Source organism: Fulvivirga marina (genome assembly GCF_016775155.1).
GTDB classification, from domain to species: Bacteria; Bacteroidota; Bacteroidia; order Cytophagales; family Cyclobacteriaceae; genus Fulvivirga; species Fulvivirga marina.
The window spans coordinates 176,975-194,529 of the sequence record NZ_JAEUGD010000058.1 but is presented as its reverse complement, the minus strand read 5'-3'; the positions used below and the strand labels follow the sequence as shown (position 1 = coordinate 194,529).

The 17,555-nt window shown below is 42.4% G+C and carries 15 protein-coding genes; 5 read left to right on the top strand and 10 right to left on the bottom strand.

The window, feature by feature from the left end; all coding sequences use genetic code 11:
* Nucleotides 1-10: 10 nt before the first annotated feature.
* Nucleotides 11-1,348: a T9SS type A sorting domain-containing protein gene (locus tag JMN32_RS17220; protein WP_202857602.1), complete on the top strand. Its 1,338-nt coding sequence runs from the start codon at nucleotides 11-13 to the stop codon at nucleotides 1,346-1,348.
* Nucleotides 1,349-1,437: 89 nt separating this feature from the next.
* Here JMN32_RS17220 and argH read toward each other — a convergent pair whose 3' ends face one another.
* The 10 genes from argH to JMN32_RS17170 form a co-directional block, all read right to left on the bottom strand.
* Nucleotides 1,438-2,721: an argininosuccinate lyase gene (gene argH / locus JMN32_RS17215; RefSeq protein WP_202857601.1), complete on the bottom strand. Its 1,284-nt coding sequence runs from the start codon at nucleotides 2,719-2,721 to the stop codon at nucleotides 1,438-1,440.
* Nucleotides 2,722-2,916: 195 nt separating this feature from the next.
* Nucleotides 2,917-3,309: an endonuclease domain-containing protein gene (locus tag JMN32_RS17210; protein WP_202857600.1), complete on the bottom strand. Its 393-nt coding sequence runs from the start codon at nucleotides 3,307-3,309 to the stop codon at nucleotides 2,917-2,919.
* Between the two features lie 207 nt (nucleotides 3,310-3,516).
* Nucleotides 3,517-4,575 (bottom strand): M20 family metallo-hydrolase, encoded by a 1,059-nt coding sequence (locus JMN32_RS17205; protein ID WP_202857599.1) that lies wholly within the window; start codon nucleotides 4,573-4,575, stop codon nucleotides 3,517-3,519.
* Between the two features lie 5 nt (nucleotides 4,576-4,580).
* Nucleotides 4,581-5,354: an acetylglutamate kinase gene (argB, locus tag JMN32_RS17200; RefSeq protein WP_202857598.1), complete on the bottom strand. Its 774-nt coding sequence runs from the start codon at nucleotides 5,352-5,354 to the stop codon at nucleotides 4,581-4,583.
* Nucleotides 5,355-5,517: 163 nt separating this feature from the next.
* A complete protein-coding gene (locus JMN32_RS17195) occupies nucleotides 5,518-6,456 on the bottom strand; it encodes an N-acetylornithine carbamoyltransferase (protein ID WP_202857597.1) in 939 nt (312 codons plus the stop codon).
* Nucleotides 6,431-7,591 carry an aspartate aminotransferase family protein gene (locus JMN32_RS17190; RefSeq protein WP_202857596.1) on the bottom strand — a complete coding sequence of 387 codons (1,161 nt, stop codon included), beginning with the start codon at nucleotides 7,589-7,591 and terminating at the stop codon, nucleotides 6,431-6,433. Before JMN32_RS17190 ends, JMN32_RS17195 begins: the two co-directional genes overlap by 26 nt.
* A gap of 302 nt (nucleotides 7,592-7,893) precedes the next feature.
* Nucleotides 7,894-8,712, bottom strand: a complete 819-nt coding sequence (gene proC, locus JMN32_RS17185) for a pyrroline-5-carboxylate reductase (protein WP_202857595.1) — start codon at nucleotides 8,710-8,712, stop codon at nucleotides 7,894-7,896.
* Between the two features lie 125 nt (nucleotides 8,713-8,837).
* Nucleotides 8,838-9,812 carry an N-acetyl-gamma-glutamyl-phosphate reductase gene (argC, locus tag JMN32_RS17180; protein WP_202857594.1) on the bottom strand — a complete coding sequence of 325 codons (975 nt, stop codon included), beginning with the start codon at nucleotides 9,810-9,812 and terminating at the stop codon, nucleotides 8,838-8,840.
* A gap of 120 nt (nucleotides 9,813-9,932) precedes the next feature.
* Nucleotides 9,933-11,144, bottom strand: coding sequence for an argininosuccinate synthase (locus JMN32_RS17175; RefSeq protein WP_202857593.1), 1,212 nt, complete (start codon nucleotides 11,142-11,144; stop codon nucleotides 9,933-9,935).
* Complete coding sequence (locus JMN32_RS17170) at nucleotides 11,117-11,827, bottom strand: GNAT family N-acetyltransferase (protein ID WP_202857592.1); 711 nt, start codon at nucleotides 11,825-11,827, stop codon at nucleotides 11,117-11,119. The genes JMN32_RS17175 and JMN32_RS17170 overlap by 28 nt, the downstream gene beginning before the upstream one ends.
* Nucleotides 11,828-11,888: 61 nt before the next feature.
* Here JMN32_RS17170 and JMN32_RS17165 point away from each other — a divergent pair, with 61 nt between their 5' ends.
* The 4 genes from JMN32_RS17165 (at nucleotide 11,889) to JMN32_RS17150 (ending at nucleotide 17,552) form a co-directional block, all read left to right on the top strand.
* Entirely contained in the window at nucleotides 11,889-12,080 is a 192-nt protein-coding gene (locus JMN32_RS17165) for a hypothetical protein (protein ID WP_202857591.1), read from the top strand.
* Nucleotides 12,081-12,187: 107 nt separating this feature from the next.
* Entirely contained in the window at nucleotides 12,188-12,685 is a 498-nt protein-coding gene (locus JMN32_RS17160) for a tetratricopeptide repeat protein (RefSeq protein ID WP_202857590.1), read from the top strand.
* 43 nt (nucleotides 12,686-12,728) lie between these two features.
* Complete coding sequence (locus tag JMN32_RS17155; protein ID WP_202857589.1) at nucleotides 12,729-16,010, top strand: amidohydrolase family protein; 3,282 nt, start codon at nucleotides 12,729-12,731, stop codon at nucleotides 16,008-16,010.
* A 408-nt stretch (nucleotides 16,011-16,418) separates the two neighbouring features.
* Nucleotides 16,419-17,552, top strand: a complete 1,134-nt coding sequence (locus tag JMN32_RS17150; protein ID WP_202857588.1) for a DmpA family aminopeptidase — start codon at nucleotides 16,419-16,421, stop codon at nucleotides 17,550-17,552.
* The last annotated feature ends 3 nt before the right edge of the window (nucleotides 17,553-17,555 follow it).

Here is a 17,555-nt window from a genome sequence, read left to right as displayed (position 1 = left end):
AAACTGGAGTTTGTCTGAGAAGCTTAGTTCAGAAAATCCCTATGAAGATTCGTATGGTTATTCAATAGACGTTTACCAAAATATCATTGTTGTAGGGGCGATGCATGATGATACATATGGAGAGGACGCCGGGTTGGTTTATGTATATGAACGTGTTGATGGAGCCTGGGGTAAGCAATGTGAATTGATCTCCGATGATATTAATTCCAAAGATCAATTCGGTACAGATGTGGCAATTTTTGGCGATTATATTATAATTGGCGCAAACCAACATGGCGATGGTAAAGGAGCTGTCTATTTCTTTAAGAAAAATGGAGATTGCTGGGAGCAAATCAATAAATTTAATCCAGATAATCATCTTACCTTACCTCAGTTCGGCTCTTCGGTTAGTATTTTTGGTAATTACGCAGTAATAGGGGCTATTGGTGGTGGAGGAATGGAAAGTGGTGAAGTTTATATATTTCAAATGGAGGATAGTAACTGGGGCTTTGTTGCGAAGATACTATCCCCAGTTGAGAGTTTACGTTTTGGGTATGCTTTAAAGATATATGAAGACTTTTTAATAATAGGCGGTAGCTCCAGTAATACAGGATATACTCCTGTCTTTATATACCAACTGATTGATGGAAAATGGGAGTTGGACGGTCAATTGGATTCAGGCGTAAATAATGATTGGTTTGGTAGGGGTGGAGTAGAAATAAATGATAGCTATGCTATTGTCAGTGCATCAAGAGACAGTCAAGAAGGAGAGAATGCTGGAGCTTTCTATACCTACATAAGAACTGGAGAGGGTTGGCAGTTGAATAATAAAGTTACTGTTAAGGGCAGGAGCTCATTTTATCTAGGGTATGGTTTGGCATTGCAAGGGGATAATGTTTTTGTTGGGGCTAATGGGAGTGTGTTACTGTATCAATTAAATGAGACAGGAGTAACTTACATGCAGGAATTAAAATCTGAGGATTCGGAACCGGGCTGGTTTGTTGGGGCTATTTCAGCTACAGAGGAAATACTTTTGGTAAATGGTTATGATTATTACGGAGGACAGAATAATGTTGGTACAGTAAAGATATTTACAAATAATGTTGTGAATGGTATTAGTAACGAAAATTATGAGTTATCTATTAGTCCTAACCCTGTAGTTAACAGACTTGTTATCAATAATGACAGCAGTATCACAATATCAAGTATAACTGTACGGAATGAATTAGGGCATATTTTATTAAGAAATACCAACGACTCTAATCAGGTGCATAAAGTGTTAGATTTACATGAGTTTCCAAGTGGAGTGTATTATATACAGGTTGTTTCTGATAAATTTTCAATTATTAAAAAAATAGTTAAAAAGTAGCCTACTTCCATCACACATATATTATTCACGCCTGCACAGACATAAATCAGCCTAGCTCTGATAAAAAATTTCCTCCTAGTGTTAGTCCACTACCCCAAAGCCTCCCTCATTTTCTCTTTAATTTCCTCATTGCATAAGTTTCCAATACTCCCTTCATGGGCATGTTTAACATCTTTATCAGGCACATAAGTCCCGGCTTGAACAGCTTGCCCAACCTTTTGGTAAGCCTCACGGAACGGCAGACCATTGATTACCTCTTTATTGACAGACTCTACCGTATACAAGTAGTCATATTTAGGATCATCTATGGCTTTTTTATTGATAATGATATGCTGAAGCATATACTCAGAGATCTTTAGACAAGATTTAAGGGTGAAAAGTGCAGAAAATAAGCTTTCTTTTAGAATCTGGAAATCTCTATGGTAGCCGCTGGGAAGGTTATTGGTGACCATGATCAGTTCTGTGGGTAGGGCTTGTATCTTGTTGCATTTAGCGCGCACCAATTCAAATACATCCGGGTTCTTTTTGTGAGGCATAATGCTGGATCCAGTTGTCAGGTGGTCAGGAAAAGTGACAAAACCAAAGTTTTGACTCATGTAAAGGCAGACATCCATGGATAGTTTGGAAAGTGTGCCGGCAGCACTAGCCAATCCGAAGCTTATGGATTTTTCCAGTTTTCCTCTGCTCATCTGGGCGGCAACGGAGTTGTATTTCAACGTTGTAAATCCCATCTTTTCAGTTGTTGAGGTGCGATTAATGGGGAAGGAGCTGCCATAACCTGCTGCTGATCCGAGCGGGTTTTGATCCGCTATTTTATAAGCCGCATTGAGCAGGTGAATGTCATCGATCAAGGACTCTGCATAAGCGCCAAACCATAGGCCGAACGATGATGGCATTGCTACCTGAAAGTGTGTGTATCCGGGTAAAAGAACACCTTTGTATTGTTCACTTAGTGAGATCAATCGATCAAAAAGCTTCCTGATCAGTCCTTTAACCTCTTGTAGCTCATCTCTGGCAAACAGGTGCAGATCAACTAAAACCTGATCATTGCGGGAACGGGCAGTATGGATCTTTTTGCCTGCTTCGCCTAGCTTTTCGGTAAGCAGATGCTCTACTTTAGAATGGACATCTTCAAAATGATCTTCTATTTCAAAAGAGTCTTCGACAATCTGCTTCAGGATCAGGCTGATCTCTTTTTCAATTCCTTCCAGCTCTTCTGCGGACAGCAACCCAATTTCCTTGAGCATTTGTGCATGCGCCAGCGAGCCTAGCACATCGTATTTGGCCAGGTGAAGGTCCAACTCGCGGTCGTTACCTACTGTAAAAGTTTCAATGTTTTTTTCTATCGAGTATCCTTTATCCCAGAGTTTCATTTTTTTTATATGTATAATATGTTGATCTATGTATAATATTTTCTTCATGGCTAACACCCCTGTAGGTCCCCTCAAGGGGACATTTTGGCTAGTGCTATTGATGCTGATATGCATTTTAATTGATTATGCACTTTTCATATCTTTTACGCACTAATCCTCCCTTGAGGGAGGTACCCGCAGGGGGGAGGGTGTTCTTCATTTAGTATCCGTTTTTTCTTTATAATCCGAAATCCATTGATAAATTGAATTTAAAACAAAGGACATATTTTGCTTTACATCTTTATCATCAAATCGTAAAAACGTTATTTTATATTGTTCTATGCGCTTTTGGCGTAATGCATCTCTGTCCGGAGCATCATCATGATAATGGCTCTCTCCATCAATCTCAATTACCAGGGCGAGTTCATGACAATAAAAGTCAACGATATAATCAAGCATTGGTACCTGCCTATGAAATTGATAATCTAGTAACTGTCTGTTTTTAATTTCACACCACAACAGGACTTCTGAAAGGGTACTATGCTTTCTAAGTTCCCTTGCTTTGGCTTTTAAATCCTTACGATATGGGACGAGTTTGTTTTTAGACACTGACTTATTATTTCCTTTTCTAAATGACTAACGCCCCTATAGTCCACTCAAGGGGACATTTTGGATAGTGCTCCATAATTGTTAACTGCATTTTATGTTTTAATTACTTACTTAAATTAATGCCTGCTATAATATGTTACCGCATCAATCTTCCCTCGAGGGAGGTACCCGCAGGGAGGAGGGTAGTCTGCGTTAACAATATACATCTCATTTTCTAATCAATTTTTCCAACAGCTCCTTGTACACTCTAATCCCCTCTTCAATTTCTTCAATATAAATAAATTCATCCGGAGTATGAGAACGAGCGGAGTCTCCGGGACCTATTTTTATGCTTGGGTATGGGATCAGTGCCTGGTCACTTAAAGTCGGAGAACCATATGTTCTGATCTGCATTTTACTTGCTAGTTTTACCACCGGATGGTCTTTGTCTATCCCTGATGGCCTTAAACGTGTTGACCGTACTTTTACTTCACAACTGGTGTATAGCTTTATAATTTCCAGAATCTGCTCATGGCTGTAAGCATCTGTTACACGAATGTCAACCACAAAACTGCAAGTGTCTGGAACCACATTATGTTGTGATCCCGCCTGGATTTGGGTAACATTCATATGAATAGGTCCCAGTGTTTCAGAAACCTTTGGGAAATGGTAGCCCTCAAACCAGCTGATATCTTTTATGGCCTTATAAATTGCGTTTTTCCCCTCATTTCTAGCCGCATGCCCCGCCTTTCCTTTTGCAGTACAGTCCAGCACCAACAATCCCTTTTCGGAAACGGCCATTTGCATCAGGGTGGGTTCCCCGACAATAGCAAGTTCCAACTCGCCCAAGTCAGGTAGTATGCTTTCTATTCCACCTTTGCCAGAGATCTCCTCTTCGGCAGTAGCTGCTATGATAAGATTATGTGTTAAGTTATCGGCTTCATAAAAAGCCAGAAATGTAGCAATAAGACTCACCAAAGCCCCGCCCGCATCATTGCTGCCCAATCCAAACAGCTTTCCATCGACCACTTCTGCTTTGAAAGGATCTCTGGTATATCCGGCGTTCGGTTTAACCGTGTCATGGTGCGAGTTGAGCAGAATAGTCGGTTTGGTCGGATCGTAAAACTTATTTCTTGCCCACACATTATTACCGGACCTGAACGCCGCTATTCCACGTTGTTCCATAAACGTGGCAATAGCCTCAGCCGTGCCTTCCTCTTCCCGCGACAATGAAGGAATATTAATTAATTCTCGGAGTAATGATATGGCGTCTTGCGTGTAGTCCATGAAATTTATAACAAAATAGTACCTGCGGGTTTATTCAGATCGAGAGCATGCTTAATGCCTACTTCAATACCATGCCGTCGGGCAGCAAAAGCATTATCAAGTTTGGGGATCATACCGGTGTGGATGATGCCGTCATCTTTAAGTTGCTGGTAGTGCAAATACCCCAGTTCACGGATCAAAGTGTTGTCGTCGTCAGCATCCAGCAGTACTCCTGGCTTTTCAAAGCAATAAATGAGTTTCGTTTCATAAAATTTAGCCAGTGTGGTTGCTATGCCTGATGCCAGAGTATCGGCATTGGTATTGAGTAAATTACCTTGCTGATCATGTGTCAAGGCGCAAAATATAGGGGTGAGGCCTCCGTCAATAAAAAAGGATAATCTCTCGACATCAATATTGTCCACTTCAAAATCACCTACATATCCGTAGTCAATCTCTTTGGTTACACGCTTTTGCGCAGGGATAACGTTGGCATCCGCACCAGTCAGGCCGATTGCATTACATCTGAATGCCTGAAGCTGAGCAACTATGTTTTTATTGACCAAACCTCCATATGTCATGGTGACCACTTTGAGGGTATCAGCGTCAGTAATACGTCTCCCATCAACCATCTTTGGTTGTAATCCCATTTTAAGAGAAAGCTCAGAAGCAATTTTCCCCCCGCCATGGATCAGGACTTTAGGAGAGTCCAACTGGCTAAACTCCTGCAACACATGCTTCAAAGTTTCAGCATCATCAATGACATTACCTCCGATTTTAACTACGGTTAGTTTGGTTTTCATATCTATAACTTTACTGGATGGCTAACACCCCTGTAGTCCCCTCAAGAGGACAGTTAGTGTAGTGCCATCAATTTTAATAGTTTGCACCCCTTGAATCCTTCAACTGCGCTAAAGTCCTCCCTCAAGGGAGGTGGCCGCAGTCCGGAGGGTGTTCTGCTGAACGTCATTTCATCCTCTCCAATATCTCCAGCAACACCACCTGCGCTGAAAACTCACGGTTTTTTGCTTGCTGGTAAACTATTGAGTGATCAATAACCTCATCAGTAGCCACCACATTTCTGCGTATAGGCAGGCAATGCATAAACTTTCCATTATTAGTTAGAGCCATTTTGTCGCTGGTAATTGTCCAGTCCTGTTTTACCTCCAAACGCTGTCCATAATGGTGATAGCTGCTCCAGTTCTTGGCGTAAATGATGTCCGCTCCTTCAAAAGCTTTGTCCTGATCATGGCAGATGGTTACACCATCGATAAACTGATCATCCAGTTCATAACCTTCCGGGCATGCCAGCGTTACTTCAGCATCTGTTATTTTTATCCACTCCAGGAATGAATTCGATACCGCCTGTGGCAAAATGCGTGGATGGGGAGCCCATGACAGAACTACTTTTGGCTTTTTTATGCCCAGTTCTTCAATAGTGATCAGGTCTGCCAGCGATTGTAACGGATGCCGGGTGGCTGATTCAAGACTGATGATGGGCACCTCTGAATGTTTCACAAATTGATTGATTACATTTTCAGAGTAATCCTCTTCCCGGCTTTTCAAAGCAGGGAAGGTTCTTACTCCCAGAACATCAACATACTGGCTCATTACCCGGGCGGCATCTTTGATATGCTCCTGATTGTCGCCATCCATGATGGCGCCATCATGAGTTTCTATTTTCCAGCCGTCTTTATCAATGTTCATCACCATGACATTCATTCCCAGGTTCATGGCCGCTTTCTGCGTGCTCATGCGGGTTCTCAGGCTGGGATTAAAAAACACCAGCCCGAGAGTTTTGTTTTTTCCTATCTGATTACCAAAAGGATCTTTTTTTAAGGCCAACGCCTTTTTTACTAAACTACCCGGGTCTTCCGAGTCACTTACCGATAAGAACTGCTGCATCTGAACTTATTTTTTGAATGCTTAATTTTAGTTTCTCTACAAATAAAGCGGCTTGCTCCTGAGTTAGGGTTAGCGGTGGCAATAACCGGATTACATTGGGGTTAGCTGCCATTCCTGTTAAAACATGCTGCTCCTTCATTAGGTTTTCTCTTATATCTTTTACAGGGAAATCGAATTCCACACCGATCATCAAACCAGCCCCGCGAACTTCTTTCACTTCAGGTATGGCTCTTAAAGCTTCGATCAATTCTGCCCCTACCTTTTGAGCATTTTCTACAAGCTTTTCATTCTCGATGATTTCCAATGTTGCTAAAGCCGCTACACAAGCCAGGTGGTTGCCCCCAAAAGTGGAGCCCGACATACCAAACCAACCCTCAATTTTCGGACTGATGAGTACGCCGCCCATAGGAAAACCGTTGGCCATACCCTTGGCTACTGTGATCAGGTCAGGTTGCACATCAGCATGTTGGTGTGCAAAGAATTTTCCACTGCGGCCATAACCGGACTGTATTTCATCCACAACCAGTAAAGCGCCATACTTTTCACAAAGTTGCTTTAGTCCCGGAAGGAAATCGGCCTCAGGCATGTAAATACCGGCCAGTCCCTGAATGCCTTCTATCAACACGGCGCAGACATCTTGGTTTTTTAAGGCAGATTCAACAGCATTAAGGTTCATTTCCAGAAACTGCACATTGCTGTACTTGTCAAGCCGCGAACGGTATTTATCGTTGTCCGTTACAGAAAGCGCTCTTGAAGTACGACCATGAAAGGACTTGTTGAAAGCAACAAGCTTATCCTTTTGAGTATGGAAAGAGGCTATTTTTAAGGCATTTTCGATGGCTTCTGCTCCTGAGTTACATAAAAATAACTGGTATGCATCATATCCTGATATTTTACCCAGCTTATCCAAAAGGCTGTGTTGAACAGGGTTAATTACGGCATTGGAGTAGTAGGCTATTGCGTCCAGTTGTTCCTTTATACGTTTAACATAATGGGGGTGCGTATGACCGACCGAGATCACCGCATGTCCTCCGTAGAGGTCAAGATACTGAGCGCCGGATCTGTCATAAATGTAGCATCCCTGAGCTTTCGTAAGCTCGAGGTCAAGCTGGGGGTATACCTTAAATAGTTTCATAATTGTTATTTAGTCATGGATGATTTTTGTAGTTCATCTTTTTGTTTAAATGGTTAATAAATTCTTTTTCTTTTGTCTTATAAATGGTATCTCTTGAGTTTCTGTTCGGAGAACACCCCTGTAGCCCCCTTAAGGAGACATTTTGGGACATTGCTATCAATCATTCAAATACAGCCCTTTATTAGTTGCACACTTTAAATCCTTTTATGCCCTAATCCTCCCTTGAGGAAGGTGTTCTGATTTTTTCTGTCGGGACAGAGGGTGTTCCCTGTAGTATTTTATTTTTCAATGTTTATTCGTTCTTATTTTGATGTTTCCTTCATTTTATTGATCCTTTCATAGGATTTCACCAGTCCCTTGATCAATGCCGAACTAAGCCCATTATGTTCCATTTCATTCAGGCCAGAGATAGTGCAGCCTTGAGGTGTTGTTACCTTATCAATCTCCGTTTCAGGGTGACTACCACCGTTCTCGCCGAGAAGGCTTGCTGCGCCCAAACAGGTTTGAACAGCTATCTCCTGAGCATATTCAGCATCGAAGCCCAATTGTACTCCTCCTTGCGTAGTAGCCCGGATGAAGCGCATCCAGAAAGCAATGCCACTGGCACAAACTACCGTGGCAGACTGCATGAGTTCTTCTTGAATGACCAGAGTTTTGCCTACACAGTTGAAGATAGTTTCAACCATACCTGTCTTTTCCTTTCCCAGTTCATTGTAGGCAATACAGGTCATAGATTGCAGTACTGCAATAGCCGTGTTTGGCATAGCCCGGATGATGGGAAATTTACCGGGGAGTGAGGCTTCCATTTCAGCGATGGTCACCGCTGTAATTACAGAGATTAACATGTGTTTGTCTGGGTCCAAAACCGGGCTTACCTCTTGTAATAATCCTTTTAGTTGTTTGGGCTGGACGGCAAGAATGACAATATCCGCTTCGCTCACAGCTTTAGGGTTTTCTGTGGTTATGGTTACAGAAGGGTCCTTGATACCAATTAAGCCGCTGATGTCTCGTCGTGTGAGTATCAGTTTATTGGTTTCCAGCAAACCACTTTTTTTCAGTCCTTTGTAAATAGCAAGACCAAGGTTGCCCGCTCCTAAAATGGCTATTGTTTGTTGTTTCATGTGTATATAGTTAATTTCTAAGGGCCACTGGAATAACCAAAGTGGCCAAATTCTGCTCTGTGATCAAAAAAGAAGTTTGATATTCATATCGGTTCGTATAGCTTAGTTTTACGGTCATTTCATGATTAGAATGCGTTTGCTTTTAATTTGAGTCCAAGGCTTTGATCCAGGCTAAACATCAGGTTCATATTTTGAACGGCCTGTCCGGAAGCCCCCTTTAATAAATTGTCTATAATACTTGTGATCAGCAGCTTGTTTCCATGCTTCTCAAGTTGAATCAGGCAGTTGTTGGTGTTGACTACCTGCTTGAGATGAACGGGTGATTCAACCACCTTTGTAAATACTGCTTCACGGTAGAAGTCTTTGTAAAGCTTTTGTGCGTCTTCCAGGGAGCCTTCAAAGTGGGTGTAAGCGGTTGCGAATATTCCCCGGCTGAAGTTACCTCGCACTGGAATGAAATTAATGTCCTGCCCAAACCCGGATTGAAGACTCTCAATACTCTCTTTTATTTCTGTGAGGTGTTGATGTTTAAATACTTTGTAAACAGAAACATTATCATTTCTCCAGCTAAAATGTGTTGTTCCGCCTGGAGCCTGACCTGCGCCAGTTGACCCGGTAATAGCGTGTACATGAACTTCGTCTTTGATCAGGCCGAAGTCAGCCAATGGTAGCAGAGCCAGTTGAATAGCAGTTGCAAAGCAACCAGGATTAGCTATATTCTGAGCTGATTCAATTCTACTTTTATTTAATTCAGGCAGCCCGTATATAAAGTTACGGTCACCATAAGTGGCCTTTGCCTGATGGCGAAAGTCCTGACTTAGGTCTATAATGCGTGTGGAGCTATTCAGATCATTTTCTTCAACCCATGCGTATGATTTTCCATGCCCTTGACAAAGGAAAATGACATCTGCCTGAGCCATAGCATCGCTGAAAACCAAATCAGTTTCTCCGATCAGGTCGTCATGGATGCTGCTGACAGGTTTACCGCTTTGACTGGAGCTTTGAACAAAACTTATTTCAACTTCAGGGTGGTGTATCAGTATGCGCAGCAGCTCCCCTGCTGTATATCCTGCTCCACCTATAATTCCTGTTTTTATCATTTTATCTTTTGGTTATTCTTAAATATGGCTCGTCATTCCAAATTTGATTAGACCGGCATATGGCCTTGCTAAGTGTCCTGGAATTACGTCCAGGGTGACGGCTGCTATTTAAATTTTAAATTAAGTGGCCTCTACTTCGGCCTGTTTGTTTACAGCATAATAGATCTTCGTCTGGTTCGCCAATATTTTAGTGAAGCCTTTTACATCCTCGCCAGTCCATCCGCTGTTCATTTCACCGTAGTGTCCAAACTTGGAGTTCATCAGGTCATGTTCAGACTCAATGCCTGTTATTTGAAAATGGTATGGAGCCAATGTTAAATAAACCTTACCCGTTACATTTTCCTGAGTATCCTCTATGAACTTCTCTATATTTCGCATGACAGGGTCAAGGTATTGTCCTTCGTGCATCATCATACCATACCAGCTAGCCAATTGTTCCTTCCAGTGCTGTTGCCATTTGGTAAGCACATGCTTTTCCAGCAGGTGATGTGCCTTAATGAGCATTAGAGGAGCTGCGGCCTCAAACCCTACACGGCCTTTGATACCGATGATCGTATCACCAACATGAATGTCTCGCCCAATAGCATACTCATTACCCAGTTCGTTTAGCTTTATTATCGCATCCACTGGTTTGATCGACTCTCCGTCAATACTAGTGATCTCGCCTTTTTCGAAGCTCAGAGTGATTTGGCAAGCCTCACTTTTTTTCAACTGGCTGGGATAAGCCTGTTCAGGGAGAGCTTCTTTAGAGGTCAGTGTTTCAGCACCTCCGACACTTGTGCCCCATAACCCTTTATTGATAGAGTATTTTGCCTTTTCCCAGTTCATTTCCACGCCGTGTGACTTCAAGTATTCTATTTCAGCCTGGCGGGAAAGCTGCTGATCCCGTATAGGAGTTATGATCTGAGCATTAGGTACCATGATGTTAAATACCAGGTCAAATCGTACCTGATCGTTGCCAGCACCAGTGCTTCCGTGTGCGATGTGCGAGGCATTCACCTCTTTAGCATACTCGGCAATGGCAATAGCCTGAAATACACGCTCAGCACTTACAGATAGTGGGTAAGTGTTGTTTTTTAAAACATTACCAAAAATGAGGTACTTGATGGCTTTTGCATAAAATTCATCAACAACATCAATGGTTTTATGTTGTGTCACGCCCAGTTTATAAGCGTGATCTTCTACCGACTTAAGTTCTTCCTGGCTGAATCCTCCAGTATTGACCAGAACGGAATGAATCTCCATGTTAAGGTCATGCTTCAGGTACTTAACACAGTAAGAGGTATCTAACCCTCCGCTAAAAGCTAAAACAACGATATTTTTGACAGCCATGATGATTTATTGATTTTGAGATTACCAGATTTGTTTTTGATTTTTTGACGCAAACGGTCAGCTCCTTCCTTAATGCCCTGAAACTTCATAAATCGCTTAAACCTTTCCCATTGCTCCTCTTTGTTGAGCTTTTTGTTAGCTGGTTTAGCGGGTTTGCTCGGGTCGAACATCATACCTGTACAAAGGCAATGTGACCTGTTGGTACGGGTTAGGATGTCATAATTTCGGCAACTCTGGCATCCCTTCCAGAAATCTTCGTCTGTTGTTAATTCAGAAAAAGTTACCGGTTTATAGCCCAGATCAGAGTTAATCTTCATTACAGCGAGGCTGGTAGTGATACCAAAAATCCTTGCTTCTGGAAATTTCTTTCTTGAAAGCTTGAAGATCTCGGCTTTTATGTCTCGGGCCAATCCTGTATTGCGAAAGTCAGGGTGCACGACTAGCCCTGAGTTAGCTACATGCTTGCCATGTCCCCAGGTTTCGATGTAGCAGAAACCAACGGGGGTATTATCTGATATGGCAATAACAGCCTTTCCTTCCATCATTTTAGCACTTACATAGAGATGGGAGCGTTTGGCAATACCAGTGCCACGTTGTTGGGCGGCTTGCTCCATCATAGAGCAAATTTCTTCGGCAAAGTGCACATGCGCTTCACCAGCTATGGTAATTTTAATTTCCGACATTGCAGGAAATAATTTAAGAATGTGAGCCTTTCGGCCTTTGATTAATTGAGAATAAGATTGATTGGAGGATGCAGTGGACGTACCACCGCTAAAAGATTATATACCCGCAAGGGGCCTGGCTGCCCTAATCCTGGCCACAGGAGCATACACCGCGGCTGCCGCAACGGCTGCTACGTTAAGAACGGGTGTATATGTGGCTGAATTTTTCATCGAAAGCCCAAAGTATGTAACTTTATTTTTTATTCGCAAGTAATAAGTTAATTTATTAACGTTATCTGCATTTTTTTGTTTAGACTACCACTAGTGTAAAAAGTCACTATTTTTTATCAATACATTTTGAAAACACTTAATTTGGCAGCTATGAAAACACTTTTTGTAGCCTTAATGGCAGTTTTTGCCTTCTCTTCCGGTATATGTCAAGACCAGCAAAAAGTTTCTGAACTGGTAGATATTGGTTATCAGGAATATGAGTCTGGTGATTACCGTTCGGCAATTGACTTTTTCAATCAGGCGTTGCGGCGTGATCCTGAAAATCCTGAGGCTTATTACCTTATGGGAGTATGTAGATCGCAGGTTGGAGAGAATTGGGAAGCTATCACAGCTTATAACAGGGCCTTGGAGATCAAGCCGGAGTATCCTGAGGCTTATTATGAAAAAGGGTACGCCTATTTTGTACTCAACCAATTCGAAGAAGCCATCGCTGCATTTGACGAAGCTATAAAGCTTAGACCCGATTATGCTTTGGCGTTGATAAACAGAGGCAGCATCAAATGTATCATAGGAAAAACTCAGGAGGCTGCTGAAGATTGGGAAAAGGCTAAAGAGCTGGGCTCTGATGTGCCTGTAGAGTGTGAGTAGAATTGAGAATTTAAAATTAGAATTAGGAATAAATAATACAACAATGAAAAAACACCTGCTAGTAGGGGTATTCCTTGTAATTGCATCAGTAGTTAATGCACAGAAAAAAGAAGAGTGGAAAGTTGCTGATCCGCACGGAGACTGGAACTTTAAAGAAGTTGATCTAAAAACGGATAAGGGAACCTGGATGAATCTGGATGTGAGTCCTGATGGGAATGAGATTGTTTTTGACCTCTTGGGTGATATTTACATTATGCCGGTAACCGGAGGTGAGGCCAGGGTTTTGAGGTCAGGTCTTCCATTTGAAATCCAGCCCAGGTTTAGCCCGGATGGTAAGAAAATATCCTTTACCAGTGATGCAGGTGGAGGGGACAATATTTGGATCATGGATCGTGATGGTAGTAATGCTAAACAACTGACCAAAGAAAGTTTTCGGTTGTTGAATAATGCAGTTTGGGCCGCTGATGGGAACTACATTATTGCCAGAAAGCACTTTACGTCTCAGCGATCATTAGGAGCAGGGGAGATGTGGATGTACCATGTTACCGGAGGGAGTGGGCTACAGTTGACAACTCGAAAAAATGATCAGCAGGATGTTAATGAGCCATCAGCGTCTGCTGATGGTAAATATTTGTATTATAGTGAAGATATGTATCCAGGTGGGTACTTTAAGTATAATAAAGATCCGAACAGCCAAATCTATGTGATTCAGCGATATGATTTTACTGATGGATCTGTTAAAACTATTACCGGAGGCCCGGGTGGTGCTGCAAGGCCTCAGGTATCCAGAGACGGTTCAAAACTTGCATTTATTAAAAGGGTCAGAGAAAAGTCTGTATTATTTATACACGATCTAAAAACTGGTGAGGAATGGCCTGTTCATGATCAACTGAATAAAGACCAGCAGGAAGCGTGGGCGATATTTGGTGTTTACCCCAACTTTAGCTGGAGTCCGGATAATAAGTTTATTTATATCTGGTCAGGCGGGAGAATCAATAAAATTGATGTAGCGAATCTTACCGTAACAGATGTGCCTTTTACAGTTAATGCGAAATTGAAGATCGCAGAGGCTCTTAAATTTAGAAATGAAGTGGCTCCTGATAAGTTCAGTGCCAAAGTAATTCGTAATGCAGTGACCTCACCTGATGGTAAAACTTTGGTGTTCAATGCGCTTGGACATATTTACAAAAAAGAACTGCCTGATGGCAAGCCACAAAGATTAACCTCCTCGTCTGATTTCGAGTTTGAACCTTCTTTTTCTCCCGATGGTAGCGAAGTAGTATATGTGAGTTGGAGTGATGAAGGAATGGGCGCAGTTCAAAAAATTAGCCTGAAGAGCAGAAAAGCACAGCCTGTTAAGGTAACATCAGAAAAAGGTATTTTCAGAAGCCCGGCCTATTCCCCTGATGGTAAAGAGATCGCTTATGTAAAGGAGTCAGGAAACAGTGTGTTGGGGGGTACATTTGATAAAAATGCAGGAATATACAGGGTTTCTGCCAGCGGAGGCAAGGCTAAGCTTGTGGTGGAGCAGGGAGAATATCCTAGCTACAGTGCTGATGGGGAACGAATATTCTTTCAGACTGGTGGATACTTCTTCGGAAACCTTACTAAAGAACTTAAAAGCGTTGACCTGAATGGTGAGGATGAAAGAACTTTGTTAAAGTCAAAATATGCCAACAGACTGGTGCCCAGCCCTGATAACAAATGGGTAGCTTTTATAAACCTGCATAAGGCATATATTGCTCCAATGCCTCACACGGGACAGACCATAGATCTGGATGATAAAACAACGGCTTTCCCTGTATCACCTATTACCCGAGATGCCGGTATCAACCTTCATTGGTCTGCAGACAGTAGAAAGATTCACTGGACGCTGGGCGAGGAGTATTTTACCAATGATATTAAAGAGCGTTTTACCTTCCTTGAAGGTTCTCCCGACAGCATACCTCCTGTAGATACGGTAGGGTTGAAAGTAGGCCTTGTAGCTGATGCCTATAAGCCTCAGGGTACTGTTGTGTTTAAAGGAGCCAGAATAATCACAATGGAAGGTGATGAGGTGATTGAGGACGGTACTATAATAGTGAAAAATAACAAGATTGAGGCTATAGGTAAGACCGGAGAAATAACGGTGCCTGCTAATGCTAAGGTATACGATGTTGCGGGCAAAACTATTATACCGGGTATAGTGGATGTTCATGCTCACGTAGGAGCATTTAGCTACGGTGTGTTGCCTCAAAAGCACTGGCCTTTTTATGCAAATCTGGCCTATGGAGTAACTACGGCACATGACCCTTCGGCCAATACTACCACTATATTTGCGATGTCTGAACTCATTAAATCAGGTCAGATGCATGGGCCGAGGTTGTATTCCACAGGTATCATACTTTATGGAGCAGACGGCGACTTTAAAGCAACAATTAATAGTATTGATGATGCTAGGTCGGCATTAAGAAGAACTAAAGCATTTGGTGCGTTCTCGGTTAAAAGCTATAATCAACCGCGCAGGGATCAGCGTCAACAGGTAATTCAGGCAGCAAGAGAGCTTAACATGCTGGTTGTGCCGGAAGGCGGTTCGACTTTCTACCACAACATGACCATGATTATGGATGGTCATACAGGAATTGAGCACAATATACCTGTAGCCCCGGTTTACAAAGATGTTGAAACGCTTTGGGGAAATAGTAAAACAGGCTATACACCAACACTTATTGTTAATTACGGTGGTTTGAATGGTGAGTACTTCTGGTATCAGAAAACCAATGTTTGGGAAAATGAAAGGTTGTTGACCTTCTACCCAAGAGGGGTTGTTGACTCGAGGTCAAGACACAGAACCATGGTTCCTGACAAGGAGTATGAGAATGGACACATTCTGGTTTCTAAAACAGCTAAAGCCCTGACTGACGCAGGGGTAAAGGTTAATTTGGGTGCCCATGGACAGCTTCAGGGGTTAGGTGCCCACTGGGAGCTATGGATGCTACAACAAGGTGGAATGACTAATATGGAAGCCTTGAAAGCAGCCACAATCAATGGTGCTAACTATCTGGGTATGGATGATCAGATTGGGTCGTTGAAAGCCGGCAAGCTGGCAGACCTTGTGGTGCTGGATAAAAACCCACTGGAAGATATTCAAAATAGTAACTCAGTAGTTTATACCATGGTGAATGGCAGGCTCTATGATGCCGCTACCATGAACGAGATCGGAAATAGAGAGGAAAAAAGAACTAAGTTCTACTGGGAAAATAATAAGTACAATCAGGCGTTTGATTGGCATGAGGCTGGAGAAAGCTATATGACCGTAGGTTGTAGCTGCGAAGAGAGCCACTAAGTTTATATCACAGGTTTGAGACTTAGCCTTACCGAGCTTTGATGTTTGGTAAGGCTTTTTTTGCTGTAAGATTGCGTAAATGAGAACCTCACTAAAAATTCGTCGTCATAATCAGGGAGATCACGTCGTCATACCTCCTCATGATTACAGCTAGTAAAAAATACACCGTCATTGCGACGGCCGAGGGAGCAATCTCCCTGTCGCTTCACATCCCCACGAGGAAATAAAAACTTTGAATTTAAAATGTGTGTATTGGTTTAAAAATCAGTGGGTTAAAAATTTTATGGGAGTTGAGGCATTCACCCACGTTGATTTGGGCTTGTTTTCATAGCCTTGTCTAATTACCTTGCCAGCCATCATTAATAAAATCAATCTTAGCCGTTAGTGAAACGGCAACGCCGTAAAACCATGAAAAAAAGTATATTAACCCTAATATTGACTGTAACTGTACTGATGCATGTTAATTCACAAACCAAACGATTAAGAGATTACGGAATAAAGATCGGTGTTTTAAAAACCGGTCAGAATAACGCTATAACTGATGTTGCCGGAGTAAAAGTCGGCCACACCACAGTGGTAAAAGGCGACAACATCAGGACTGGCGTAACAGCAATAATACCTCATGAAGGTAATATTTATCAAATGAAGGCGCCAGCAGCGATGTATATTGGCAATGGCTTTGGTAAACTAGCCGGATACAGCCAGGTAGAGGAACTAGGAAACATAGAAACACCCATTATTTTAACGAATACACTTAGCGTGCCTGCCGCTGCTGAAGGGCTGATTACTTATACCCTCAATCAGCCGGGGAATGAAGAGGTAAGATCAGTAAACGCTATTGTGGGAGAGACAAACGATAGTTGGCTAAATGATATTCGTGGTAGGCATATTACCCAGGAACACATACTCGAGGCCATTAAAAGTGCTAAGTCAGGTAAAGTAACAGAGGGAAATATTGGTGCAGGTACAGGAACCATATGTTTTGGTTATAAAGGAGGTATAGGTACATCTTCAAGAGTGGTTCCAAAGGCTAAAGGAGGTTATACTGTTGGCGTGTTAGTACAAACCAATTTTGGAGGTGTTTTGGAGATCAATGGTGTTCCCATAGGTCAGGAGCTTAATAATTATCCTTTTATGGAGGAGCTTCTTAATGAAGCTGACGGATCATGTATGATCGTAGTCATGACAGATGCTCCACTTTCATCGCGTAACCTGAAGCGGTTGGCAAAAAGGGCTATGTTAGGCCTTGCTAAAACAGGAGGAATAGCCTCAAATGGTAGTGGCGACTATGTAATCGCCGTGTCAACAGCAAAAGATAACTTTGTGCCCAATTCGGAGGAGTCCATGTTTTACAAAAGTGAGGTGCTGTCTAATGAGGCCATGAGTCCATTGTTTCTGGCAACCATTGAAGCTACAGAGGAAGCCATCTTGAATTCACTGTTTGCGGCAGAAACTACTGAAGGTAGAGATAGTCATACCATCAAGGCGCTGCCCGTAGGGCAGGTCGTAGATATCATGAAGAGATACAATAAGGTGAAGTGACTT

Coding starts and splice junctions, on each gene's coding strand:
- argC (WP_202857594.1), bottom strand. CDS start 9,812: ATGATAAAAACAGGAATTATAGGTGGAGCAGGATATACAGCAGGGGAG.
- proC (WP_202857595.1), bottom strand. CDS start 8,712: ATGAAACAACAAACAATAGCCATTTTAGGAGCGGGCAACCTTGGTCTT.
- JMN32_RS17175 (WP_202857593.1), bottom strand. CDS start 11,144: ATGGCTGTCAAAAATATCGTTGTTTTAGCTTTTAGCGGAGGGTTAGAT.
- JMN32_RS17195 (WP_202857597.1), bottom strand. CDS start 6,456: ATGCAGCAGTTCTTATCGGTAAGTGACTCGGAAGACCCGGGTAGTTTA.
- JMN32_RS17170 (WP_202857592.1), bottom strand. CDS start 11,827: ATGTCGGAAATTAAAATTACCATAGCTGGTGAAGCGCATGTGCACTTT.
- argH (WP_202857601.1), bottom strand. CDS start 2,721: ATGAAACTCTGGGATAAAGGATACTCGATAGAAAAAAACATTGAAACT.
- JMN32_RS17160 (WP_202857590.1), top strand. CDS start 12,188: ATGAAAACACTTTTTGTAGCCTTAATGGCAGTTTTTGCCTTCTCTTCC.
- JMN32_RS17205 (WP_202857599.1), bottom strand. CDS start 4,575: ATGGACTACACGCAAGACGCCATATCATTACTCCGAGAATTAATTAAT.
- JMN32_RS17150 (WP_202857588.1), top strand. CDS start 16,419: ATGAAAAAAAGTATATTAACCCTAATATTGACTGTAACTGTACTGATG.
- JMN32_RS17190 (WP_202857596.1), bottom strand. CDS start 7,591: ATGAAACTATTTAAGGTATACCCCCAGCTTGACCTCGAGCTTACGAAA.
- argB (WP_202857598.1), bottom strand. CDS start 5,354: ATGAAAACCAAACTAACCGTAGTTAAAATCGGAGGTAATGTCATTGAT.
- JMN32_RS17155 (WP_202857589.1), top strand. CDS start 12,729: ATGAAAAAACACCTGCTAGTAGGGGTATTCCTTGTAATTGCATCAGTA.